This is a genomic window from Polaromonas sp. P1_F4 (assembly GCF_056405675.1).
The window spans coordinates 555,069-577,585 of record NZ_JBFUBP010000001.1 but is presented as its reverse complement, the minus strand read 5'-3'; the positions used below and the strand labels follow the sequence as shown (position 1 = coordinate 577,585).

The window sequence follows — 22,517 nt, the reverse complement described above, 5'->3', positions numbered from 1 at the left end:
CTGTCTTCGTTAACCGCCTCAGCGGTTGATAAACATCGTGTAAATCGGTGGATTTTGTGAGCGATCGACAAACACGTAAGCGATGCCGTCCGAGCAGAAGTTGGCGACCTCGGCCGCACTGCCACTCTCCAGTTCTACCCAGTTGTCAATCTGCAGAAACAGCCGGCCGGGCGGCATCTGCTGCGCACCGTTGGCGGTCCAATAGGGAACGCCTCCACTTTTGGTGCACCAGGGGCTCTCCCAGTCGTGGGGGTGTCCAAGCTCCGGCGGCAGCTCAAAGTGGCGGGTGTAATCGTAAAAGGCCTCTTCGAGCTCGGGCGGCGCGCCATCGTCGTCAGTGCGCCAGCTCACGACGCCCAACTCGGACAGCACAGCCGGCAGCCCGTCACTGGCAGCGGCGGGCGGGTCGGTTGCAAGCGTGCCCAGTTGGCTTTGCGGCATCGTGAAGGCGGCGTTTGCGCCGGCATCAGACTCCCAGAAGCTGCAGATACTGTCCCACTCGCACTTGAAAAGGAACAGCACTTCGCCATCCGCGAGCGGAAGTTCAGGAACAGCGGCCGGCAGTTGCGCAAGATGGCTCATGGCCCGCCCGCACTCCTTGCAAATGGGCCAAAGATGCGCGGGCAGCCCCCAGGGCAAGCCGCCCAGCTTGGGCACAAGGCCGGGTGCCGCGCCTTCGCGGAATCGGGGATAGTGGCTGATCATGCTACGTTCACAGCGGGATGTTGCCGTGCTTGCGCCACGGGTTCTCAATCTTCTTGTCCCGCAACATCACCAACGAACGGCAGATGCGCTTGCGCGTCTCATGCGGCAAGATCACGTCGTCGATAAACCCACGCGCGCCCGCGACGAATGGGTTGGCAAAGCGAGCCTTGTATTCGGCCTCTTTGGCAGCCAGCTTGGCCGGGTCGCCCTTGTCTTCACGAAAGATGATTTCCACCGCGCCCTTGGCGCCCATCACGGCAATCTCGGCGTTAGGCCAGGCGAAGTTGACGTCGCCGCGCAGATGTTTGGAGCTCATCACGTCATAAGCGCCGCCATAGGCCTTGCGCGTGATGACAGTGATCTTCGGTACCGTGCATTCGGCATAGGCATACAGCAGCTTGGCGCCGTGCTTGATGATGCCGCCATACTCCTGTGATGTGCCGGGCATGAAGCCGGGCACGTCGACAAAGGTAATCACCGGAATGTTGAAGGCATCGCAAAAGCGCACAAAGCGTGCGGCCTTGATGGAGCTTTTGATGTCCAGGCAACCGGCCAGCACCAGCGGCTGGTTGGCGACGATGCCGACCGTCTGCCCTTCCATGCGGGCAAAGCCGATGATGATGTTTTTCGCGTACTCGGGCTGGATCTCGAAGAAATCGCCGTCGTCCACCGTCTTGACGATGAGCTCCTTCATGTCGTACGGTTTGTTCGGGTTCTCGGGCACTAGCGTGTCCAGGCTGAGGTCCATGCGGCCAGCCGGGTCGGCGCTGGGGCGCACCGGAGCCTTTTCGCGGTTGTTCAGCGGCAGGTAGTTGTACAGGCGACGCAGCATCAGAAGCGCCTCGACGTCGTTCTCGAATGCCAGGTCGGCCACGCCGCTGCGCGTGGTGTGGGTGGTGGCGCCGCCCAGCTCCTCGGCCGTGACTTCCTCGTGGGTCACGGTCTTGACGACCTCAGGACCCGTGACAAACATGTAGGAGCTGTCCTTGACCATGAAGATGAAGTCGGTCATGGCGGGGGAATACACGGCGCCGCCGGCGCTCGGCCCCATGATCATGCTGATCTGCGGAATCACGCCGCTGGCCATCACGTTGCGCTGAAACACATCGGCATAACCGCCCAGCGAAGCCACGCCCTCCTGGATGCGGGCGCCGCCCGAGTCGTTGAGGCCAATAACAGGTGCGCCCACCTTCATGGCCTGGTCCATCACCTTGCAGATTTTCTCGGCATGGGCTTCGCTCAGGGCACCGCCGAACACGGTGAAATCCTGGCTGAAGACAAACACCAAACGGCCGTTGATCATGCCGTAGCCAGTGACCACACCGTCGCCGGGAACCTTGTTGTTTTCCATGCCGAAGTCGGTGCAGCGGTGCTCGACAAACATGTCCCATTCTTCAAACGTGCCTTCGTCGAGCAGCAGTTCCAGCCGCTCGCGCGCCGTCAGCTTGCCTTTGCCGTGTTGCGCATCGATGCGCTTTTGCCCGCCGCCCAGGCGCGCCGCAGCGCGTTTCTTTTCGAGTTGTTCAAGGATTTCTTGCATGGTGTATTCCGCAATGGTGGGACGGTGAAATTTATTTAACGGGTTCAAACAAAAGGCGCGCGGCGGCCTGGCTCATACGGCGTGAGTCATGCCCCACGCCCGGCACGGTGACACGCTCCCAGGCCAGGGGGGTGCCCAGCTTCTGCGCCTGCGTCTGGGCCTGCTCGAAGAAGTGGGTGCCGCGCTCAAAGCGGTTCACGCCCTGGGCGGTGGCTTGCCTGGCCTTGGGAAGGTTGGCCTCATCGGTTTTTATGTCAGTTTCACCGAGCAGCACGATCAGCTTGCGGGCAAAAACCTGCCTGAGTTTGTCGGGGCTGACAATGCTTTCGTTAAGCGCGTAAGGGAATTTGTCTTCCATCAGACCTGGATAGCGGGGCATGGTGTAACTGCCGGCATTGGCCGCCACGGCGACTGAAACGCGGGGTGCCTCGGTCAGCAGCATGAAGCGGTGCACAAACTGCCCACCTGCCGAGTGGCCGAACAGCAGGTAGTCGCTCGCCGCGAGGCCCTCACCAGCACGGACAAAATCAAAAAGATGCTCGACGATCTGGAAAGACCACTGGGCACGATCACGGCTTTCAATGCCGCCCATGTTGAACAACCTGGAAGAAAACCGCGCCTCGTCAAACTCCGGGGCCAGCACGATGAGTTTATTTTTCTCCGCAAAGGGCATCCAGTTGTCGCGCATGCGCGAGCCCTGCCGCTCCGCGCCGTGGATCACCATCATCACCCGCGCATCCGGACCAGCGCTGCGCGCCTTGTAGTAATGCACCGTGACGGGCTTGTCCGCGAAATAGCCTTTGTCCGTGAAGACAAAGCTTTGCGGCTCGCCCGCAACCATGCCGCCCGCCCAGGCCAGACAGGCCTGCAGAAGCAGCGCGCAAAGAATGGTGATTTTCTTCATGCGTTCCACCCTTTGGATGCCAGGGCCAGCAAGCTCCTGGCGGCTGTCGATGCCGCCACTTTTCCGCGCGCCACTTCGGCCAGCAGGCCGGGCAAACGCTCGCGCACCTGTGGGTCTTGACGGAAAGCCTGCTTGAGGCCCGCATCAATGCGTTCCCACATCCAGGCCAGCGACTGCTGCTGGCGGCGCGCTGCCAGCTGGCCGTTGGTGGTCTGGAGGGCTTTGAACTGGGTCACGGCCTTCCAGAACACGTCCACGCCCTTGTTGTGAAGCGCGCTGAGCTGGATGACCTGCGGGTGCCAGGTCTTGTCAAAGTTCGCCGCCTGTTCACTGCCCATGGCGTTATTGACGAGACCAAACAAGCGCATGGCCGAAGTGATCTGCGCCTCGGCCCGCATCGCCGCGTCGGCATCGATGTCGGCCTTGTTGATGATGACCAGATCAGCCAACTCCATCACGCCTTTTTTGATGGCTTGCAGGTCGTCGCCGGCATTGGGTAGTTGCATCAGCACAAACATGTCGGTCATATTGGCGACGGCGGTTTCGCTCTGCCCCACACCGACAGTTTCTACGATCACCACGTCGTACCCGGCGGCCTCGCACACCAACATGGCCTCTCGCGTCTTCTCGGCCACACCGCCCAGGTTGCCGCTGGAAGGGCTGGGACGGATGTAGGCACGGTCATGCACCGAGAGCTTTTCCATGCGGGTCTTGTCGCCCAGGATGGAGCCGCCTGAGACGGAAGAAGAAGGATCGATCGTGAGCACGGCCACACGGTGGCCCTGGGTGATCAGGTACAGGCCCAGTACCTCGATGAAGGTGGACTTGCCCACACCGGGCACGCCGCTGATGCCCAGGCGGAAAGACTTGCCGGTGTGCGGCAACAGGGCCGTGAGCAGTTCATCGCCCTGGGCGCGGTGGTCGGCACGGGTGGATTCGAGCAGGGTAATGGCTTTGGCGATAGCGCGGCGCTGGGCCATAGCATCGCCGTCTAGCAGGGTGGTCAGGTCACTCATCGCTTTACCAGCAGGCCTGACAATCAATATCAATGCTGGTGACCCGTCCATTCCTGTGCCCCAGCATCAGGCCGGCGCACTCTCCCACCAGTTTTATAGGGGAAGGCATCCTGGAATTGATCGAGACTCCAAATTTCTGGCCAACAGATGAAAGCGTCTCCCCCATTTGAATTTTCCTGAAAAAGCGCCAACGGGCTTCGTTCACTTTCAAGGTCAAAACGCTTATGGCCTGCGACTTCTTCGTTACCAGCAACCTGGCGTTCAACCCTGGAAAGTCGAGCGTCCTTATCTCGCAGGTATTTTCCGGTTCGCAGTATTCCGCGGTCGACTCGATCGCCTGATTTTTCACACCGCCTAAAGCGACAGCCGCACTTAACTTTTTCGGAAAAGACGACTGCAATTCGCTGCAAATCAACGCTGGGTCGGCCTTGGTTGTCCTGATCCACACTTCTTGGGGGTTTGCATACGCATTTGACGCGCCAGCAAGAAGCACGATCAAACTGAGCCTCCGTGCGGCCATCACGTTGCCGTCTCCGTGACTGGCGTGACTGGCCACTCATAGTGCAAGTCAACGCCCTCTTCGCCTCGCAACACAAAGCCGTGGCGCACATAGAAGCGGTTGGCATCGCTTTCTTTCAGGGCAGTCAACCTGACAGCCAGGCCGCGCTCGTGTGCCTGGGCCAGCACCCGCCGCAGCACCCACGAACCTACACCCTGGCCACTGGCACTGCTGCGCAAATACAGGTGATCAAGCCGCAGGGCCGCTTCGCCTTCAGGCTTGAGCGTGAAAAAACCCACACGCTCGCCGCCGAGCAGGATGTGCTGCATGTACTGCGGCAAAAAACCGGCTGACAAACGTTCTCGCGAGCGCGCAAAGTCAAAGCGGCCGACGCGCTCCAGACTGGGGCGCATGGCATCGATGCGCAAGGCCAGCATCTCCTCGAAATCACCGGCGATAACCGGCTGCAAGGACAGGCGGGAACTGATGTCCGTCACCACACACTCACTTCGCAACAGCTTTGCGAATCTGTTCCAGCACATCCTTGGCGCTGGCCGGGATCGGCGTGCCCGGGCCGTAGATGCCCTTCACGCCGGCTTCGTACAGCATCTCGTAGTCTTGCCGCGGAATAACGCCGCCGACAAACACGATGATGTCGTCGGCACCCTGCTTCTTGAGCTCGGCGATGATGGCAGGCACCAGTGTCTTGTGGCCGGCTGCCAACGTAGAGACGCCCACGGCATGTACATCGTTTTCAATCGCCTGGCGGGCGCACTCTTCGGGTGTCTGAAAGAGCGGTCCCATATCCACGTCAAAGCCCAAATCGGCAAAGGCTGTGGCCACCACCTTGGCGCCCCGGTCGTGACCGTCCTGGCCAAGTTTGGAGATCATCACGCGTGGGCGGCGGCCCTGCTCTTCAGCAAACGCGTTGATTTCTGTCTTGAGGGTTTCCCAGCCTTCGGCGGAGTCATAAGCGGCAGCGTACACACCAGTCACCTTTTGGGTATCGGCGCGGTGGCGCCCGTAGACTTTCTCAAGGGCATCGCTGACCTCACCCACCGTGGCGCGCAGGCGCACGGCCTTGATACTGAGGTCCAGCAGATTGCCGTTGTTATTTTCAGCGGCGGCCGTCAAGGCGTCCAGTGCCGCTTGCACCGCTGCGTTGTCGCGGCTGGCCTTGATGGCTTTGAGCCTTGTGATCTGCCCGTCGCGCACCGCCACGTTGTCGATATCGCGCGACTCGATGGCGTCTTCGGTTTTGAGCTTGTATTTGTTGACACCGACGATGACGTCCTTGCCGCTGTCGATGCGCGCCTGCTTTTCAGCGGCAGCCGCTTCGATCTTGAGCTTGGCCCAACCGCTGTCGACGGCCTTGGTCATGCCGCCCATGGCCTCGACTTCTTCGATGATGGCCCAGGCGGCATCAGCCATGTCCTGCGTGAGCTTTTCCATCATGTAGCTGCCGGCCCAGGGGTCGATCACGTGAGGAATGTGGGTTTCTTCCTGGATGATGAGCTGGGTGTTGCGGGCGATACGGGCACTGAACTCGGTGGGCAGCGCAATCGCTTCATCAAACGAGTTAGTGTGCAGGCTTTGCGTGCCGCCAAAGACAGCAGCCATCGCCTCGATGGTGGTGCGCACCACGTTGTTGTAAGGGTCTTGCTCGGTCAGACTCCAGCCCGAGGTCTGGCAGTGCGTGCGCAGCATCAGGCTCTTGGGGCTCCTGGCGTTAAAGCCCTTCATGATGCGGCACCACAGCAGGCGGGCGGCGCGCATCTTGGCGACTTCAAGGTAGAAGTTCATGCCGATGGCCCAGAAAAAACTCAGGCGCCCGGCAAATTCGTCTACGTCCAGGCCCTTGCCCAGCGCGGTCTTCACATACTCTTTTCCGTCGGCCAGCGTGAAGGCCAATTCCAGCGCCTGGTTGGCGCCGGCTTCCTGCATGTGATAACCCGAGATCGAGATCGAATTGAACTTGGGCATGTTCTGCGCCGTGTATTCAATGATGTCGCCGATGATGCGGATGCTGGGCTGGGGCGGAAAGATGTACGTATTGCGGACCATGAACTCCTTGAGGATGTCGTTCTGTATGGTTCCGCTCAATTTTTCCTGGCTCACGCCCTGCTCTTCGGCCGCGACCACATAACCCGCCAGCACCGGCAGCACCGCGCCGTTCATGGTCATGGAGACGCTGACCTTGTCCAGGGGGATCTGGTCGAACAGGATCTTCATGTCCTCGACTGAGTCAATCGCCACACCGGCCTTGCCCACGTCGCCGGTCACACGCGGATGGTCGCTGTCGTAGCCGCGGTGCGTGGCCAGGTCGAACGCCACCGACACGCCCTGCCCGCCCGCGGCCAAAGCCTTGCGATAGAAAGCATTCGACTCCTCGGCCGTGGAAAAGCCGGCGTACTGGCGAATCGTCCAGGGGCGCACCGCATACATGGTGGCCTGTGGGCCGCGGATGAAGGGCTCAAAGCCCGGCAGGGTGTCGGTATGAGGCAGGTCTTTGGTGTCCTCAGCGGTGTACAGCGGCTTGACGCTGATGCCGTCCGGCGTCTGCCAGTTCAGCGCGCCGACATCGCCGCCGGGCGCTGATTTAGCAGCGGCTCTGACCCATGCATCGAGGCTGGCTGCGGGAAATTCAGGTTCTTTGCTGGGCTTGGACATGGGATGGGTTTACCGTAACGGGTCTTCACGCCGGGTGCTGCGATAGAACAGCATAGGCTCAGCATGAGAGGAAGTCATGAATCCGGTCAAGTTTACATCATTTATAATTATTGATGCAAAATTCAATTTAAAGTAAGATGCCCACTAACTCGCGTGCAGCGCTGATCGAAAGCAGCGCCCACTCGAAGCTTTCGCACATTCAAAAAAAACCTTTATGCCCATGGCCGCAGTGTCCCTGACCCCTCGAGCGCTTTACGAAGAAGTGGCGGAGCTCTTGCGCCAGCGTATCTTCAACCGCGAGCTGACGCCGGGCAGCTGGATTGACGAACTCAAGCTGGCCGAGGAATACGGCATCAGCCGCACACCGCTGCGCGAAGCCCTGAAAGTGCTGGCCACCGAAGGCCTGGTCACGATGAAAGTGCGCCGTGGCGCCTATGTGACCGAAGTGTCCGAGCGGGACCTGACCGACGTGTATCACCTGCTTGCACTGCTGGAGAGCGACGCGGCCGGTGTTGTGGCCGCACAGGCCACGCCTGCCCAGTTAAAAGAGTTGCAAGGCCTGCACAACGAACTGGAGAAAGCCGTCGGCAACCGTGAGCGGTTCTTCGAGATCAATGAAGCCTTTCACATGCGCCTGCTGGAAATCGCCAACAACCGCTGGCGCGACCAGATGGTGGCCGACCTGCGCAAGGTCATGAAGCTCAACCGCCACAACTCGCTGCTCAAAAGTGGCCGCATTGAAGAGTCGCTTGCCGAGCATCGCGCCATCATGCAGGCGCTGTCGTCAGGCGACGCGAATGCCACCGCGCAGCGCATGCGGGAGCACTTCAGGAACGGACTGGAAGCGGCGGCCTGACAACCCGGCCTTCCGGCCGACCCCTGAATGGAATCAGGCCTGCGGCACCGCCTCCCAGTGCTGCACCACCTTGCCATGCTTGTCCACACTTTCAAGCAGGACGGGAAAACCCCAAAGGCGCGCAACATGCTTGATCACCTCCTGGACATCGTCCGTGAGCGTTCGGTCGTTGTGGCGGCTGTGGCGCAAGGTCAGGGAGCGGGTCCCACGTACGTCAACGTCCCAGACCTGTATGTTGGGCTCGCGGTAGTTCAGGTCATGCTGGCGTGACAGTGCCTCGCGTACATGCCGATAACCCGCGTCGTCATGAATGGCCGCCACTTCAAGCTCGGACTTGCTCGCGTCATCCACCACTGAGAAGAGGCGGAATTCGCGTATCAACCGCGGCGAAAGGTATTGCCCGATGAAACTCTCGTCGCGGAAATGCCGCATCGCGTAGTCCAGCGTCTCCAGCCAGTTGGAGCCGGCAACGTCCGGCAGCCACTGCCGGTCTTCTTCCGTGGGAGACTCGCAAATGCGCTTGAGGTCGCTGAACATGGCAAAGCCCAGCGCATACGGGTTGACGCCGTTGTAGCCCGGATGTGTCACCGGCGGCTGGTAAATGACATTGGTGTGGGATCGCAGGCATTCGATCATGAAGCCGTCGGTCAGCAAGCCCTCGTCGTACAGGGAATTGAGCAGTGTGTAATGCCAGAAGGTGGCCCAGCCTTCATTCATGATCTGCGTCTGGCGCTGTGGGTAAAAATACTGGCCGATCTTGCGCACGATGCGGATCACCTCGCGCTGCCAGGGCTCCAGCAGGGGCGCGTTCTTCTCGATGAAATACAGGATGTTTTCCTGCGGCTCCGGCGGAAAACGGCGATGGGTTTTTTCGGCCGGCTTGTCGGCAGACCTGGGGACTGTGCGCCACAGGTCATTGAGCTGCTGCTGCAGATAAGCCTCGCGGTCCTTGCGGCGGGCTTCTTCCTCCGCCAGCGACAGCTTCTGCGAACGCTGGTAACGGTCCACGCCGTGGCTCATCAGCGCATGGCAGGAATCCAGCAGCTGCTCGACCGCCTCCCAGCCGTGGCGCTCTTCGCACTCGGCAATGTAGGCCCGTGCGTACACCAGGTAGTCGACGATGGCGCCGGCGTCGGTCCACATCTGGAACAGGTAGTTTCCCTTGAAGAAGGAGTTGTGGCCGTAGCAGGCATGGGCCATCACCAGCGCTTGCATGGGCATGGTGTTTTCTTCCATCAGGTAGGCGATGCAGGGGTTGGAATTGATCACGACTTCGTAAGCCAGCCCCATCTGGCCGCGCCGGTAATTTTTTTCCGTTGAGATGAACTGCTTGCCGAAGGACCAGTGCCGGTAGTTCACCGGCATGCCCACCGAGGCATAGGCATCAATCATCTGCTCGGCCGTGATGACCTCGAGTTGCACCGGGTAGGTGTCCAGGCCGAAGGACTTTGCCTTTCGCGCAATCTCGCCGTGGTAGAGCTCGATCAACTCGAAGGACCAGTCGGACGGGCTGGGCAGGCAGGCATTCCGGCGCCCGGTGCCGGACAAGCCAGGCGCCGCCACTTCGGCAGGCTTTCTCTCGCTCTTTGTCATGGCTTGACGCCTTTTTTGAACAACTCCCTGAACACCGGGAAAATCTCGTCCGCGGCTGCGACCTTGCGCATCGCGAAATTCCGGTTGTCCTCTTGCACCTGGGTGTATTCCTCCCAGAGGTTCTGGTCCTCTTCACCGACCTGGACATAGGCGAAATACCGTGACACCGGCAGCAGCTTGCCGACCAGCAACTCGCGGCAGCGTGCTGAATCCTGGTGCCAGTTATCGCCGTCCGAAGCCTGGGCGCCATAGATGTTCCAGTCACCCGGCGGATAACGCTCCTGGATGATCTGGTGCATCAAGGCCAGGGCGCTGGACACCACGGTGCCGCCGGTTTCGGTGGACTGGAAGAACTCCTCTTCGGACACCTCGGTCGCCTGGGTGTGATGGCGAATGAAGATGACGTCGGTCTTTTCGTAATGCTTCCTCAGGAACAGGTACAGCAGGATAAAAAACCGCTTGGCGATGTCCTTGCGCGTTTCGTCCATGGAGCCCGACACATCCATCAGACAAAACATGACCGCCTTGGCACTGGGCTGCGGCACCCGGACCCGGTTGCGGTAACGCAGATCGAAGGGATCGAAGAACGGGATGGCCTTGAGGCGCCGGCGAAGCGCGTCGACTTGTGTCCTCAAGGAAAGAATCTCGTCAGGCAGGTCCGGCGCGTCGCGCAGGGCCAGCGCCAGCTGCGCCTCCAGCTCATGCACCTGCCGCCGCGTCTCCCCGCCTATGGCGATGCGCCGGCTGAGCGCGACCCGCAACGAACGCACCACATGAAGGTTGGTCGGCGTTCCATCCGAGATGAAACCGGCGCGGCGGGACTTCCATTCCGGCGCATCGGGCAAAAGCTGGGTACGTATGAGATCGGGCAGCGCAAGGTCGTCAAAGAAGTACTGCATGAACTCTTCGCGTGTGATGCGAAAGACAAAGTCGTCCTCACCCTCGCCGTCGGGACTGGCCTCACCGCCCGACCCGCCGCCGCTGCCGCCCTGCGGCCGCGCGATGCGGTCGCCGCGGACGTATTCGCGGTTACCGGGATGCACGGTCTCGCGCGTGCCGCCGGTGTGCCCAAACACCGGCTGGTAAACGTCGCGCCGCGGCAGGGTGATGTCTTCCCCCTGCTCGATGTCATGGATGCTGCGGCCCGCGACAGCACGGCGCACGGCGTCGCGTATCTGCCCACGGAATCGGCGCAGGAAACGCTCGCGGTTGCCGATGGACTTGTTCTTTCCCGCCAACCGCCTGTCAATGACTTGCTGGAGCACGTTGATCTCCGGTCACATACACATGACTACACCTGACACAGGACGCGCCGCCACGGCGCACCGCGGGCCTCAGGAACTCTTGCGTACCCGCAGGTACCAGTCGCACAGCAACCGGACCTGCCGCGTGGTATACCCCTTGGCGACCATGCGGTTGACGAAGTCTTCGTGTTTTTGCTGCTCGTCCGCGCTGGCCTTGGCATTGAACGAAATCACCGGCAACAGGTCTTCGGTGTTCGAGAACATCTTTTTCTCGATCACGGTGCGGAGTTTTTCGTAGCTGGTCCAGACCGGGTTCTTGCCCGCGTTGTTGGCGCGTGCGCGCAACACGAAATTGACAATCTCGTTACGGAAATCTTTCGGGTTGCTGATGCCGGCGGGCTTCTCGATTTTCTCGAGTTCGGCATTGAGCGCCGAGCGGTCGAAGATTTCACCGGTATCGGTATCGCGGTATTCCTGGTCCTGGATCCAGAAGTCGGCGTAGGTCACGTAACGGTCGAAAATGTTCTGCCCGTATTCCGAATAGGACTCCAGGTAGGCCGTCTGGATTTCCTTGCCGATGAACTCGGCATAACGCATGGCCAGGATTTCCTTGATATAGGCCAGGTACTTCTGCTCGGTTTCAGGCGGGAACTGCTCGCGTTCGATCTGCTGCTCCAGCACATACATCAAATGCACCGGGTTGGCCGCGATTTCGGTGGAGTCGAAGTTGAACACCTTGGACAAAATCTTGAAGGCAAAGCGCGTCGAGATTCCGTTCATTCCCTCGTCGACGCCCGCGTAGTCGCGGTATTCCTGGTAGCTCTTGGCTTTCGGGTCGGTGTCCTTGAGGTTTTCGCCGTCATACACCTGCAGCTTGCTGAAAATGCTGGAGCTCTCGGGCTCCTTCAGGCGCGTCAGCACAGCAAACTGCGCCATCATCTTCAAGGTGCCGGGCGCGCAGATGGCGTTGTGCAGCGAGGAGTTGTGAATCAGCTTTTCATAAATCTTCACCTCCTCCGACACACGTAGGCAATACGGAATCTTGACGATGTAGATCCGGTCCAGGAAAGCCTCGTTGTTCCTGTTGTTCTTGAAAGCCTTCCACTCGCTTTCGTTGGAGTGCGCCATCACGATGCCGTCGAAGGGAATGGCGCCAAAGCCCTCCGTGCCCTTGAAGTTGCCCTCCTGCGTGGCGGTCAGCAAGGGATGCAGCACTTTGATGGGCGCCTTGAACATCTCCACAAATTCAAGCAAGCCCTGGTTGGACAGGCACAGGCCACCGGAATAGCTGTAGGCGTCCGGATCGTCCTGGGCGTAAGTCTCCAGCTTGCGGATGTCGATCTTGCCGACCAGCGAAGAGATGTCCTGGTTGTTCTCGTCGCCAGGCTCTGTTTTGGAAATGGCGCACTGCTTCAGTATGGAAGGAAAGCGCTTGACCACACGGAACCGGCGAATATCACCACCGTACTCCTCGAGGCGCTTGACCGCCCACGGCGACATGACTCGCTGCAGGTAACGCGGTGCAATGCCGTACTGGGACTCGAGCAACGGAAGGTCCTCTGCATTATTGAACAGGCTGAGCGGAGACTCATTAACAGGCGAGCCCTTCAAGGCGTAAAAAGGTACCTGCTCCATCAGCTGTTTGAGCCGCTCGGCGATGGACGACTTGCCGCCGCCCACCGGGCCTAGCAAGTACAGAATTTGTTTTTTCTCTTCCAGGCCCTGCGCGGCATGGCGGAAGTAGGAGACCACCTGCTCGATGGGATCCTCCAGGCCGTAGAAGTCGCGGAACGCCGGGTAGATCTTGATGACCTTGTTGCCGAACAGGCGCGACAGGCGCTGGTCATGCCGGGTGTCCAGCAGTTCAGGCTCGCCAATGGCGGCGAGCATCCGCTCAGCCGCGGTGGCGTAGACGAGAGGACTGCGCTTGCAGGCGTCGAGGTAGTCCTCGATGGACAGCTCCTCTTCTCGCGTCTGTTCATAACGCGTCAGAAAATTACGGACGACATCCATAAAGACTCCTTTGCGCGCGGGAACCGAAGCACCCCTACTCGTGATGGAAATCTGCTTCAGATTCCGCGCAATGCATCGACTGTTATCTCACACCATGCGATTGATAGATCGCAGCGTCAACGGAAAGTTCCAGGGAACAATCGTCTCCATTATTTTCCAAATGCGCGAATAGGTACAGCGTATTTTTTAACGAATGCGGACGATATGTATGCGTGTGTGCGCCATGCCGGCACCATCGCACGTCTGTCTTCATGGTCGTTAAGTTTGCTATTTTTTTAATAGCTTAGTGCGCAGGCGATCAGGCTGCATTGAAGGTTTTGTTGAAGAATGCAAATCGCTGGCCGCGATTCATTTCAAAGCCGGAGCGCATTCAACAGACAAAAATCAGACACACGCATTGCATGGACAAACAGCAGGCCGCAAGCTGAAGTCACCAATGCGTGTCAGGAATTTCAAGTGCCTTCTGTCAGTATCGGCCCTGAATGTTTTTTAGTCAGCCCTTTGTCGGCGCCCGTTACAAAAAATACGCCGGGTAGTATCAATGCGGCACCCACCGCGTGGTGCCAGCCCAACGGTTCGCCCAGCACGCCCCAGGCAGCCAGCGCCGCATAGAGAGGCCCCAGGTACAGCGACACTGCAACACGGCTGGCACCCAGGATTTTTTGCGCCCAGCCGTAAATCCAGTAAGCGCCCAGCCCCGGCACAATCGCGGCCACCACGATCAGCCACAGCCCGTAGCCGCTTAACGGCAGGACATCGGACCGCGACATTTCCCACACAGTCAAGGGAAGCAACACCAGGCTACCGCCTACGCAGATGACCGCCAGCCGGGCCGTGGCGCCAAGCGGGCTGGGCCACTGCTTTTGCAGCAAGGCATAGGCAGCCCATGACACAGTGGCGGCCACGATCCACAGGTCTCCCGCCGAGAACTGTACGCCAGCCAGCGCGGTCCATTGGCCTTTGACCACGACGTGCACCACACCGGCGATGGCCAGCAGCACCCCCAGGCCCTGACGCAGGCCCAGGCGCTCACCGAGCCAGATCACTGCCCCCAGACCTATCAGCACCGGCGACGCCGCATAAATAAGCGCGATATTCATCGCACCGGTGGACCGCGCCCCCTGGTAAACCCAGGCGCCGCAAATCACCATGCCCAGGGTACCGAGCACCAGGTACTGCCACCACACTTTGGCGATGTGGCCGCGCTGGCGCCACAGCTCGGACCGCGTAAGCACGAGCAGAAGCAACGCCGCCAGGCCCCAGCGCCCGAAAGCCAGCAGATAAGGGCCTATCACGCCCGGCGCCTTGCGCGCCACGATGTAGTTGACCGTCCAGAGCGCCGGTACCAACCAGAGTAAGGCCAACGCCTGGCGCGCCTGTTTTTGCGCGGAATCAGGCATCGGCCATGGCGGTGGTGTCGGCCAGCGTCGATGGCGATGAAGCCGGCATTTCGTGTGCCAGCGCCATCACGGTATGCGGCGGCAGGTCGCGCAGGCGGTGGTCGCTCCAGACCTGACGCCAGCGCCGCGCGCCGGGCAGGCCGTTGCGCAGGCCCAGCATGTGGCGCGCAATGGCGCTCTTGGGCGTGCCATGCTCAGCAGCCTCGCGCACCATGTAGTCGCACATCTGCGACTCCACAGCTTCACGGGTCGGCAGGGATTCGGCGGTGCCGAAGAAGGCGCTATCCCAGGAGGCCAGCCACCAGGGGTTATGGTAGGCCTCACGGCCAATCATCACGCCGTCAAGCGCGGCTAAATGCCCGGCCACCTCTTCCTGCGTATTGATGCCGCCGTTGATGCAGATGATCAGGCTCGGGAATTCCTTCTTGAGGCGGTGCACCAACTCATAACGCAGAGGTGGTACTTCGCGGTTTTCCTTGGGGGAAAGGCCCTTGAGCCAGGCATTGCGCGCATGCACGATAAAGACCGTGCAACCGGCCTCGCTGACCGTGCCCACAAAATCGCGCACAAACTCATAGTTTTCAGCCTTGTCGATGCCGATGCGGTGCTTCACCGTGACCGGCACATCGACCACATCGACCATGGCTTTCACGCAATCGGCCACTAGCTGCGGCTCGGCCATCAGGCAGGCACCGAAAGCTCCGCGCTGCACGCGCTCGCTGGGGCACCCGCAGTTGAGGTTGATTTCGTCATAGCCCCATTGCTCGCCCAGCTGGGCGCAGCGAGCCAAATCCGCCGGCTCGCTGCCGCCCAGCTGTAACGCCACGGGATGTTCTTCGGCGTTGAAGCGCAAGTGCCGCTCCACGTCACCGTGGATCAAGGCACCCGTGGTCACCATTTCGGTGTAGAGCAAGGCGTGGCGCGACAGCAACCGGTGAAAGTGGCGGCAATGCCGGTCGGTCCAGTCCATCATCGGCGCCACGCTCAGCCGCCAGGGATGGCCCGGCAATGCGGCGGAGGCGCCGGATACAGGCGCAGCGGGAAATGGGAATGGGGCTGACATAGTCCCATTTTCCCAGAAAGGACGCACCCGCAGCGGCGCAGGGTTTTGGCCCGGAGAAGCCCGCCCAAAACCCCGTCAGACCTCGGCGGTTTTGAATTCGTCCATGAGTTCCATTTTGCGCTGGCTCAGCTCGTCGGCCAATGCCACCAGGTCCAGCCTGGACTTGCGGGCCTTGACGAACATTTCCTCGCGCTCTTCCTTGACGTGGTGGTCGATGTATTCGCCCAGTACCGTCACGCGGGCGTCATACAGATCGTCTTCCGGATCCATGCCCGATATCTGTGCGATCAGGTCCTTGGCCGTACCGTGCTCCACTTCCGCCTCGTCGAGCAGCGCGTCGTCGTTGATGGCCGCGCGAACTTGAGGATAGAAGATTTCTTCTTCAATTTGCGCGTGTACCGTCAGCTCCTGGCAGATCTTGTCGGCTACTTCGCGCTTCTCCTCGCCGGACGCATGGCTGTCGCATAACTTCCTGAATGTGGTGAAAAGCTTTTTAACGGCAATATGGTCGGCATCCAGCAGATCTACAGCATCGTGCTTTTTTGGAGGTGCTTTGCTCATGGGGATCCTCTTTGGGGTTAATGGTCAGTCTGTTTGTGGGTTGAAATTCAATGCGGCCGGCAAAACCAATCGCCCAGCCAATTTAGGCCGACGCCCGTGCGCGATTTGTGGGAAACCCGGGAGCGCTTATGTAGGAATACAGGAACCTGGCAGACTCGGACAAAACGTGGCGGCCTTGCTGCACGGGCTCGGGAATTCGCCCAAACCGGCGTGCCGCACTCCGGCAAGCGGGTAATATGGGCGGTCACACCACCCGAAAATCTCAGGCCTTGAAGTGCAGGAAAAAATGACGACGACCATGCCGCACAACTCCCCTCCACACCATCGCATTTTGCCCTCGTCCCGCATGCATCCGCTTGCTGCGCTGCTTCCGCTGGCATTGCTGGCCGCCTGCACTTCGGTACCGCTTCCGCCATGGACGCCACCCTCCACACAAACTTCTGCGCCCTCACCAGCCCCAGCGCCCGCCGCGCAACGTCCTGCGCCTGCGGCCGCTGCGGGCCAGACCTCGCCCGTCGCGCCCCCAACAGCAACGGTCGGCCAACCCGCACCTTATAGCGACGCGGTTGCCGCGCGCTTTCCGGCACCCTCCGTTGTTTACAACACGCCAGGGCTTCAAGCCGGCCGCACCACGTTCACCACGCAGGCCGAGATCCAGGCATGGCTGCGCGAGCAGGCCGCCGCGGCTTCCCGCACGCCCGGGGTCAGGGCTGCCGTGCTGCCCATAGGCCGGTCACAGCGCGGTGAAACACTTGAAGCACTGGTCCTGACCCGCGCCGGCGGCACGGACCCCACGGTAATGCAGTCAGCAGGCAAGCCCACGGTGCTGCTGGTAGGCCAGCAGCACGGCGACGAGCCTGCCGGCAGCGAAGCGCTGCTGGTCATCGCCCGGGAGCTTGCACAGGGCTTGCTGCAGCCCGCGCTGGACCGCATCAATGTGGTGATTGTTCCGCGCGCCAATCCTGATGGTGCAGCGAATGAGCAACGTGCGACCACAGGCGGGCTGGACATGAACCGCGACCACATGCTGCTCAACACGCCGGAAGCCCAGGCGCTTGCCAGGCTCGCACGCGATTACCACCCCACCGTGGTGGTCGACGCCCACGAGTACACGGTCGTGGGGCGCTTCCTGCAGAAGTTCGGCAGCGTGCAGAAGTTCGACGCGCTATTCCAGTACGCCACCACCGCGAACCTGCCCGAGTTTTTGACCAAGGCCGCGGAAGAGTGGTACCGGCGCCCTCTGCTGGCAGCCCTCAAGGGACAAAACCTCACCACGGAGTGGTACTACACCACCTCAAGCGACCTGGCCGACAAAAAAATCTCGATGGGCGGCACCCAACCCGACACCGGCCGAAATGTTTATGGACTGAAAAACGCCATCAGCCTGCTGATCGAAACACGCGGAGTTGGCATTGGCCGCCTGCATATCCAGCGGCGCGTCCACACCCACGTGACAGCCATCACCAGTGCGCTGGCGAGCACCGCCCAGCGCGCGAACGAGCTGCAACAGCTGCGGCCCTACCTCGACAAGGAGGTCGGCGCCAAAGCCTGCAAGGAGGAAGCTGTCGTGGAGGCAGCGCCTACTTCCGCACAGTACGACTTGCTCATGCTCGACCCCGTGACAGGCGCCGACAAGACTGTGTCCGTGGACTGGGATTCTGCCCTTGCGCTGCGCAGCCTTAAAGCCCGCGCACGCCCCTGCGGCTATTGGCTGTCGGCAGCCTCCACCGTAGCCGTCGACCGGCTGCGGCTGCACGGCGTCCAGGTGCAGCGCGTTGCCGAACAGGGTTCCATGCTCGGCGACAGCTATCGGGAAACGTCCAGCACCTCGGGTGAACGCCAGGACGTGCGCGGCACCATCGCCGACGGCAAAGCCGTTCTCAAAGTCCAGGTCAGCCTGACTCGCGGCGTGGTGGACGTGCCTCGCGGCAGCTACTATGTGCCTCTGAATCAACCGCTTGGCAACCTGGTGTTTGCTGCACTGGAGCCCGACACCCAGAGCAGCTACTTCGCCAACCAGCTCCTGCAGGGACTGCAAAGCACGGTACGTGTGATGGCTGAGCCGACCATCAAGCTAGAGGACTTGTAGCCCCCACGGTCGCTCACTTCGTGTAGCTTCCTGCCCCCCGAGGGGGCCGCTGCGCCTGCGGCCCGGCAAAGCCGGTTCCGCGGCCCCTGCTGGCATAAGAGATGAGTCTCGGGCCTGACTTGACGATGACGTCTGACAGGAAGAGGATGTCATGGCTGACCGGAAATTTACAGTTTTCGCGCCTTAATGATTCGTTGAACCAACGCAATGCATGAAAGGACTCGCCATGAAGAACTTCGAACTGACCAAAAAAATGCTCAGTATGGGTGGTGTGTTTTATCCCACCGGCTACGCGTTCATCATGTTCCCGAATCTTGAAGACGCCAGGCACGTGGCCCATGAACTGGAAATGGCCAGCAACGGCATCATGCTGCTGACACCGGAAGACATCCTCGAAGATATCGGCAAGGCGGATGGCCATTCGGACGTGAACCTGCCGCGTGTTGGCACTGAGGGCGCGACGGTCCACAAGTACGTGGACCTCGCACGGGAAGGCCACCACGCGCTGATGATTCCGGTGCCGTCCAAAGACGCCACGGAGCGCATCATGGAAGTCGTACGGACGGTGCCTTTTTCCTATGCGCAAAAGTACCACAGCCTGGCGATCGAGGACCTGGAGTAACGCCCGTCCCGCAGGTGCCCAAGGACAATCGGGGCAGGTTGAAAACCGGCCCGGGTTTAAGGCACACTGCGCCTCATGCCCCAGTCCAGCCACACTCCAGACCTGCCCACTACGACGCCCCGCGCTCGCCAGCTCATTGAACAGCTGCGGCTGAAACCGCATCCGGAAGGAGGCTGGTACTGCGAGGTGTTCCGCTCCACACAGCAAGTGGCGCCGCAGGACGGAAGACCGGTGCGCAATGCCCTGACCTCGATTTACTTTTTGCTTGACGCCACCCAACACTCACGGTGGCACCGCGTTCTTTCCGACGAGGTGTGGGTCCATCTGGAGGGCGCATCACTCGATCTCTGGACATGGAACGCGGAGGACAACCGCCTGAGCCGCACGGCGCTGGGCCCTGTCAGTGCGGCAACCACCCCTCAACACGTTGTGGCTGCCGGCCTTTGGCAGGCGGCCAGGCCACAGGCGAATGCCGCGGCGGGCTACACCCTCATGGCCTGCATGGTGGGTCCGGGTTTTGATTTTTCCGACTTCCGGATGATGGAGTCTGGCGGCAACGAAGCCCGGCAAATCGCCGCCGACCATCCGCAGCTGGCGCCATTGATCTAGCGCCCAACAAGTTCAAGAACCCCGAGGATTTCCCATGATTGACCTGCATTACTGGCCTACACCCAACGGTTGGAAGATTTCCATCATGCTGGAAGAGTGCGGCCTGCCTTACCGGCTGGTCCCGGTGAACATCGGCAAGGGTGAGCAGTTCACGCCGGAATTTCTCGCGATCAGCCCCAACAACCGCATGCCGGCCATCGTCGACCGCTCGCCCGCCGGCGGCGGGGCACCTGTGGCGGTGTTTGAGAGCGGCGCCATCCTGGTGTACCTGGCCGAAAAGACCGGCCGCTTTCTGCCTGCCGAATTGCGCGAGCGCTACCAGGCCATGCAGTGGCTGATGTGGCAGATGGGTGGACTCGGTCCCATGGCGGGGCAAAACGGGCATTTTCTTTTGTATGCGCCGGACAAAATCCCCTATGCGATCGAGCGCTACAGCAAGGAAGTGGACCGCCTTTACGGCGTGCTCGATGYGCAACTGGCACGAACCGGTGCGCATGTGGCGGGTGCTGCTTACTCCGTCGCCGACATGGCCATCTTTCCCTGGGTGCGTACACACAAGGCTCAGCAGGTTGACTTGCAAAAATTCCCCCATGTAAAACGCTGGTACGACACCCTGTTTGAAAGGCCTGCCGTCAAACGCGGGCTGAACCTGGGCAAGGAACTGCGCGCACCGGCGCTGACCGATGAGGCACGCAAGGCCCTGTTTGGCCAGACAGCGCAAAGCGTACGGGACGGCGCGCACAAGGTTTCCTGACCCCCTTTTCCTTCCTCAAAAACCGGGATACCCATGATTGAATTTTTCTTCGACTGCTCCAGCCCCTGGACCTACATCGCTTTTCGCAACATCCAGCCGCTGGCAGCCGAACTCAAAGAAACCATCCGCTGGCGGCCGGTACTGGTGGGCGGTATTTTCAACACCGTCAACAAAGGAATTTATGCGGCGCGTGAAGACATGAACACGCCGAAGAACCGCTACATGCTCAAGGACGTACAGGACAGCGCAAGCGAAGCAGGACTGAAGATCGCCTTCCCGCCCAAGGTGTTCCCGGTCAACAGCGTCAAGGCCATGCGGGGCTGCCTGTGGATTGCACAGGATGCCTTGGCCGAGCCACACTACCTTGAATTCATCGAGGCTACCTTCGCAGCCTATTTCACACGTGAGGAAGACATCTCGCAGGATGAAGTGTTGGCATTGATTTGCCGGCAAGTTGGCATTGATCCCGCAGCGTTTCAGGCTGGCATCGCAAGGCCCGACATCAAGGAGCAACTCAAAGCCAACACCGACGAAGCGATCCGGCGCGGTGCGTTCGGCTCACCCACCTTTTTTGTGGGCGACGACATGTATTTCGGCAGCGACAGGCTTGCGCTGGTGCGCTCCGCTGTGTTGCGGGCCAGAGCAGGCGCCTAATGCGCTGCGGTTGACGCGCCGGCGGTGGCACCGACGCGCTCCAGCACATGGCGCGCCATGGACTGCGCCAGCTCCTGTTCACCGAGGAAGACCTTGCCGGCCTTCTCGTTGTCGAGCAGGCGCGCCTCAGCCTCATTGTGGGTACGCACCACGGTTTCAATGGCCGGATTCAGTGAACGCGCAGTGGCGACCATGCGCCTGACGTCCAGCGTGTCGGGCGTCGCGATCACGAACATGCGCGCCTGCGCGATGTGCGCCTGAACCAGAACTTCCGCCTCCACCGCATCGCCAGACACGGCCGCAATACCCTGCTCCCGAAGCCGTTCCACTGCCTCGCGATTCTGCTCTGCCACCACAAACGGAACGTGATGAGCCTTCAGTGCATCGGCGATACGCCGCCCTACCCGTCCATAGCCCACCAGCACCACATGATTCGACAAATACTTCGGGTCGGTCGTGGCCGGCAGCTCCGCCGTCGGGTCATCGCGGGCCTCCAGCTTGCGCGCCAGGGGTGACTTCGCCAGGATCCATTGCTGCAAGGGCTCAACCGCCTTGAAGACCAGCTGGTTGAGTGCAATCGAGATCAGCGCACCCGCCAGCACCAGGCTTTGCCCTTCGGGGGGCAGCAGGCCTAGCGATGCACCCAGGCCCACCAGGATGAACGAGAACTCGCCGATCTGCGCGAGACTGGCCGAGACGGTGAGCGCGGTGTTCAGCGGATAGCGAAATGCCATCACCAGCAAGCCGGCCGCCAATGTCTTGCCAACGATGATGATGCCCACCACGGCCAGCACCTGCAGTGGCCGCTCCAGCAATACCCAGGGGTCAAACAGCATGCCCACCGACACGAAAAACAGCACGGCGAAAGCGTCGCGCAAAGGCAGCGACTCTTCGGCCGCCCGGTGGCTGAATTCAGATTCGCGCATCACCATGCCGGCGAAGAAGGCGCCGAGCGCAAAGGACACGCCGAACAGCTCCGTCGCGCCGAACGCGATGCTCACGGCCGCGGCCACCACGCACAGCGTGAACAGCTCGCGCGAGCCGGTGCGCTGCACCTGCCACAGCACCCAGGGGAAGAAGCGGCGCCCCACCACCAGCATCAGCGCCACAAAACCGCCCACTTGCAGCAGCGTAATGCCCAGTGTTTTCCACAGCGCATTGACATCGGCATCAACCTTGCCCGACAGCCAGCCGCCCAGCGGCGGAAGCAGCACGAGCACCAGCACCATGGCCAGGTCTTCCACGACCAGCCAACCCACGGCAATCCGCCCATTGACCGAGTCGAGGATGCCGCGGCTTTCAAGGGCCCGAAGCAGCACCACGGTACTGGCGACCGACAGCGACAGTCCAAACACCAGCGCCCCGCCAAGGTTCCAGCCCCACCAGTGCGCAAGGCCCATGCCGAGCGCGGTGGCGACCGTCATCTGCACGATGGCGCCAGGCACCGCGATCTTGCGCACCGCCAACAGGTCGTCCAGCGAGAAATGAAGCCCGACGCCGAACATCAGCAGCATCACCCCGATTTCAGCGAGCTGGCTCGCGATCTCCGCATCCGCCACAAAGCCGGGCGTGAACGGTCCGATGATCACACCTGCGAACAGGTAACCCACCAGCGCGGGCAAACGCAGCCGCACGGCGAGAAAACCAAAAATCAGGGCCAGACCCAAGCCGGCGGCAATCGTGCTGATCAGGGAAACGCTATGGGGCATGCGAAAGGGATTCCTT

The 22,517-nt window shown here is 60.9% G+C and carries 20 protein-coding genes; 6 read left to right on the top strand and 14 right to left on the bottom strand.

The annotated features are described in order from the left end of the window. Positions 1-18 precede the first annotated feature (18 nt). From AC1DYQ_RS02770 to scpA, 7 genes are read right to left on the bottom strand one after another with little or no spacing between them, the layout of a single operon-like run. Complete coding sequence (locus AC1DYQ_RS02770) at positions 19-705, bottom strand: hypothetical protein (protein ID WP_477685471.1); 687 nt, start codon at positions 703-705, stop codon at positions 19-21. 7 nt (positions 706-712) lie between these two features. Continuing rightward, entirely contained in the window at positions 713-2,245 is a 1,533-nt protein-coding gene (locus tag AC1DYQ_RS02765; RefSeq protein ID WP_477665768.1) for an acyl-CoA carboxylase subunit beta, read from the bottom strand. A 31-nt stretch (positions 2,246-2,276) separates the two neighbouring features. Next, the gene (locus AC1DYQ_RS02760; protein ID WP_477685470.1) at positions 2,277-3,149 is read right to left on the bottom strand and encodes an alpha/beta hydrolase family protein; all 873 of its coding nucleotides are present in this window, start codon (positions 3,147-3,149) and stop codon (positions 2,277-2,279) included. Next, positions 3,146-4,165: a methylmalonyl Co-A mutase-associated GTPase MeaB gene (meaB, locus tag AC1DYQ_RS02755; protein WP_477685469.1), complete on the bottom strand. Its 1,020-nt coding sequence runs from the start codon at positions 4,163-4,165 to the stop codon at positions 3,146-3,148. Before meaB ends, AC1DYQ_RS02760 begins: the two co-directional genes overlap by 4 nt. A gap of 4 nt (positions 4,166-4,169) precedes the next feature. Beyond that, entirely contained in the window at positions 4,170-4,664 is a 495-nt protein-coding gene (locus AC1DYQ_RS02750) for a hypothetical protein (protein ID WP_477685468.1), read from the bottom strand. Positions 4,665-4,684: 20 nt separating this feature from the next. After that, the gene (locus AC1DYQ_RS02745) at positions 4,685-5,161 is read right to left on the bottom strand and encodes a GNAT family N-acetyltransferase (RefSeq protein WP_477685467.1); all 477 of its coding nucleotides are present in this window, start codon (positions 5,159-5,161) and stop codon (positions 4,685-4,687) included. 7 nt (positions 5,162-5,168) lie between these two features. Beyond that, positions 5,169-7,334 carry a methylmalonyl-CoA mutase gene (gene scpA, locus AC1DYQ_RS02740; RefSeq protein ID WP_477685466.1) on the bottom strand — a complete coding sequence of 722 codons (2,166 nt, stop codon included), beginning with the start codon at positions 7,332-7,334 and terminating at the stop codon, positions 5,169-5,171. A gap of 220 nt (positions 7,335-7,554) precedes the next feature. Between scpA and AC1DYQ_RS02735 the strand changes: the two genes are divergently transcribed. Next, positions 7,555-8,190: a GntR family transcriptional regulator gene (locus AC1DYQ_RS02735; protein ID WP_477685465.1), complete on the top strand. Its 636-nt coding sequence runs from the start codon at positions 7,555-7,557 to the stop codon at positions 8,188-8,190. A gap of 33 nt (positions 8,191-8,223) precedes the next feature. Here AC1DYQ_RS02735 and AC1DYQ_RS02730 read toward each other — a convergent pair whose 3' ends face one another. The 6 genes from AC1DYQ_RS02730 to AC1DYQ_RS02705 form a co-directional block, all read right to left on the bottom strand. Beyond that, positions 8,224-9,783: a SpoVR family protein gene (locus tag AC1DYQ_RS02730; RefSeq protein WP_477685464.1), complete on the bottom strand. Its 1,560-nt coding sequence runs from the start codon at positions 9,781-9,783 to the stop codon at positions 8,224-8,226. Further along, the gene (locus tag AC1DYQ_RS02725; RefSeq protein ID WP_477685853.1) at positions 9,780-11,054 is read right to left on the bottom strand and encodes a YeaH/YhbH family protein; all 1,275 of its coding nucleotides are present in this window, start codon (positions 11,052-11,054) and stop codon (positions 9,780-9,782) included. The genes AC1DYQ_RS02730 and AC1DYQ_RS02725 overlap by 4 nt, the downstream gene beginning before the upstream one ends. Before the next feature lie 63 nt (positions 11,055-11,117). Then, positions 11,118-13,040, bottom strand: a complete 1,923-nt coding sequence (locus tag AC1DYQ_RS02720; RefSeq protein WP_477651075.1) for a PrkA family serine protein kinase — start codon at positions 13,038-13,040, stop codon at positions 11,118-11,120. Positions 13,041-13,492: 452 nt separating this feature from the next. Next, positions 13,493-14,440: a DMT family transporter gene (locus AC1DYQ_RS02715; protein ID WP_477685463.1), complete on the bottom strand. Its 948-nt coding sequence runs from the start codon at positions 14,438-14,440 to the stop codon at positions 13,493-13,495. After that, entirely contained in the window at positions 14,433-15,503 is a 1,071-nt protein-coding gene (dusA, locus tag AC1DYQ_RS02710) for a tRNA dihydrouridine(20/20a) synthase DusA (protein ID WP_477685462.1), read from the bottom strand. Before dusA ends, AC1DYQ_RS02715 begins: the two co-directional genes overlap by 8 nt. 75 nt (positions 15,504-15,578) lie before the next feature. Next, positions 15,579-16,064, bottom strand: a complete 486-nt coding sequence (locus tag AC1DYQ_RS02705; RefSeq protein WP_457280395.1) for a hemerythrin domain-containing protein — start codon at positions 16,062-16,064, stop codon at positions 15,579-15,581. Positions 16,065-16,350: 286 nt separating this feature from the next. Here AC1DYQ_RS02705 and AC1DYQ_RS02700 point away from each other — a divergent pair, with 286 nt between their 5' ends. The 5 genes from AC1DYQ_RS02700 to AC1DYQ_RS02680 all read left to right on the top strand — a co-directional run bounded on the left by AC1DYQ_RS02700 (position 16,351) and on the right by AC1DYQ_RS02680 (position 20,792). After that, on the top strand, positions 16,351-18,153 hold the full coding sequence (locus AC1DYQ_RS02700; protein ID WP_477685461.1) for a M14 family metallopeptidase: 1,803 nt from the start codon (positions 16,351-16,353) through the stop codon (positions 18,151-18,153). 226 nt (positions 18,154-18,379) lie between these two features. Then, positions 18,380-18,775 carry an RNA-binding protein gene (locus tag AC1DYQ_RS02695; RefSeq protein ID WP_477646486.1) on the top strand — a complete coding sequence of 132 codons (396 nt, stop codon included), beginning with the start codon at positions 18,380-18,382 and terminating at the stop codon, positions 18,773-18,775. 75 nt (positions 18,776-18,850) lie between these two features. After that, positions 18,851-19,384 carry a cupin domain-containing protein gene (locus AC1DYQ_RS02690; protein ID WP_477685460.1) on the top strand — a complete coding sequence of 178 codons (534 nt, stop codon included), beginning with the start codon at positions 18,851-18,853 and terminating at the stop codon, positions 19,382-19,384. Between the two features lie 34 nt (positions 19,385-19,418). After that, positions 19,419-20,138, top strand: coding sequence for a glutathione binding-like protein (locus tag AC1DYQ_RS02685; protein ID WP_477685459.1), 720 nt, complete (start codon positions 19,419-19,421; stop codon positions 20,136-20,138). Positions 20,139-20,171: 33 nt separating this feature from the next. Further along, positions 20,172-20,792: a DsbA family protein gene (locus AC1DYQ_RS02680; RefSeq protein ID WP_477685458.1), complete on the top strand. Its 621-nt coding sequence runs from the start codon at positions 20,172-20,174 to the stop codon at positions 20,790-20,792. On the opposite strand, the gene AC1DYQ_RS02675 is transcribed toward AC1DYQ_RS02680, so the two are convergent. After that, positions 20,789-22,501, bottom strand: a complete 1,713-nt coding sequence (locus AC1DYQ_RS02675) for a cation:proton antiporter domain-containing protein (protein ID WP_477685457.1) — start codon at positions 22,499-22,501, stop codon at positions 20,789-20,791. The two genes, AC1DYQ_RS02680 and AC1DYQ_RS02675, sit on opposite strands and share 4 nt — an antisense overlap. Positions 22,502-22,517 lie beyond the last annotated feature (16 nt).

What these genes read in the sequence shown, in the direction of transcription:
- AC1DYQ_RS02770 (WP_477685471.1), bottom strand. Translation starts at nt 705, where the DNA reads ATGATCAGCCACTATCCCCGATTCCGCGAAGGCGCGGCACCCGGCCTT.
- AC1DYQ_RS02765 (WP_477665768.1), bottom strand. Translation starts at nt 2,245, where the DNA reads ATGCAAGAAATCCTTGAACAACTCGAAAAGAAACGCGCTGCGGCGCGC.
- AC1DYQ_RS02760 (WP_477685470.1), bottom strand. Translation starts at nt 3,149, where the DNA reads ATGAAGAAAATCACCATTCTTTGCGCGCTGCTTCTGCAGGCCTGTCTG.
- meaB (WP_477685469.1), bottom strand. Translation starts at nt 4,165, where the DNA reads ATGAGTGACCTGACCACCCTGCTAGACGGCGATGCTATGGCCCAGCGC.
- scpA (WP_477685466.1), bottom strand. Translation starts at nt 7,334, where the DNA reads ATGTCCAAGCCCAGCAAAGAACCTGAATTTCCCGCAGCCAGCCTCGAT.
- AC1DYQ_RS02735 (WP_477685465.1), top strand. Translation starts at nt 7,555, where the DNA reads ATGGCCGCAGTGTCCCTGACCCCTCGAGCGCTTTACGAAGAAGTGGCG.
- AC1DYQ_RS02730 (WP_477685464.1), bottom strand. Translation starts at nt 9,783, where the DNA reads ATGACAAAGAGCGAGAGAAAGCCTGCCGAAGTGGCGGCGCCTGGCTTG.
- AC1DYQ_RS02720 (WP_477651075.1), bottom strand. Translation starts at nt 13,040, where the DNA reads ATGGATGTCGTCCGTAATTTTCTGACGCGTTATGAACAGACGCGAGAA.
- AC1DYQ_RS02715 (WP_477685463.1), bottom strand. Translation starts at nt 14,440, where the DNA reads ATGCCTGATTCCGCGCAAAAACAGGCGCGCCAGGCGTTGGCCTTACTC.
- dusA (WP_477685462.1), bottom strand. Translation starts at nt 15,503, where the DNA reads ATGTCAGCCCCATTCCCATTTCCCGCTGCGCCTGTATCCGGCGCCTCC.
- AC1DYQ_RS02705 (WP_457280395.1), bottom strand. Translation starts at nt 16,064, where the DNA reads ATGAGCAAAGCACCTCCAAAAAAGCACGATGCTGTAGATCTGCTGGAT.
- AC1DYQ_RS02700 (WP_477685461.1), top strand. Translation starts at nt 16,351, where the DNA reads ATGACGACGACCATGCCGCACAACTCCCCTCCACACCATCGCATTTTG.
- AC1DYQ_RS02695 (WP_477646486.1), top strand. Translation starts at nt 18,380, where the DNA reads ATGAAGAACTTCGAACTGACCAAAAAAATGCTCAGTATGGGTGGTGTG.
- AC1DYQ_RS02690 (WP_477685460.1), top strand. Translation starts at nt 18,851, where the DNA reads ATGCCCCAGTCCAGCCACACTCCAGACCTGCCCACTACGACGCCCCGC.
- AC1DYQ_RS02680 (WP_477685458.1), top strand. Translation starts at nt 20,172, where the DNA reads ATGATTGAATTTTTCTTCGACTGCTCCAGCCCCTGGACCTACATCGCT.
- AC1DYQ_RS02675 (WP_477685457.1), bottom strand. Translation starts at nt 22,501, where the DNA reads ATGCCCCATAGCGTTTCCCTGATCAGCACGATTGCCGCCGGCTTGGGT.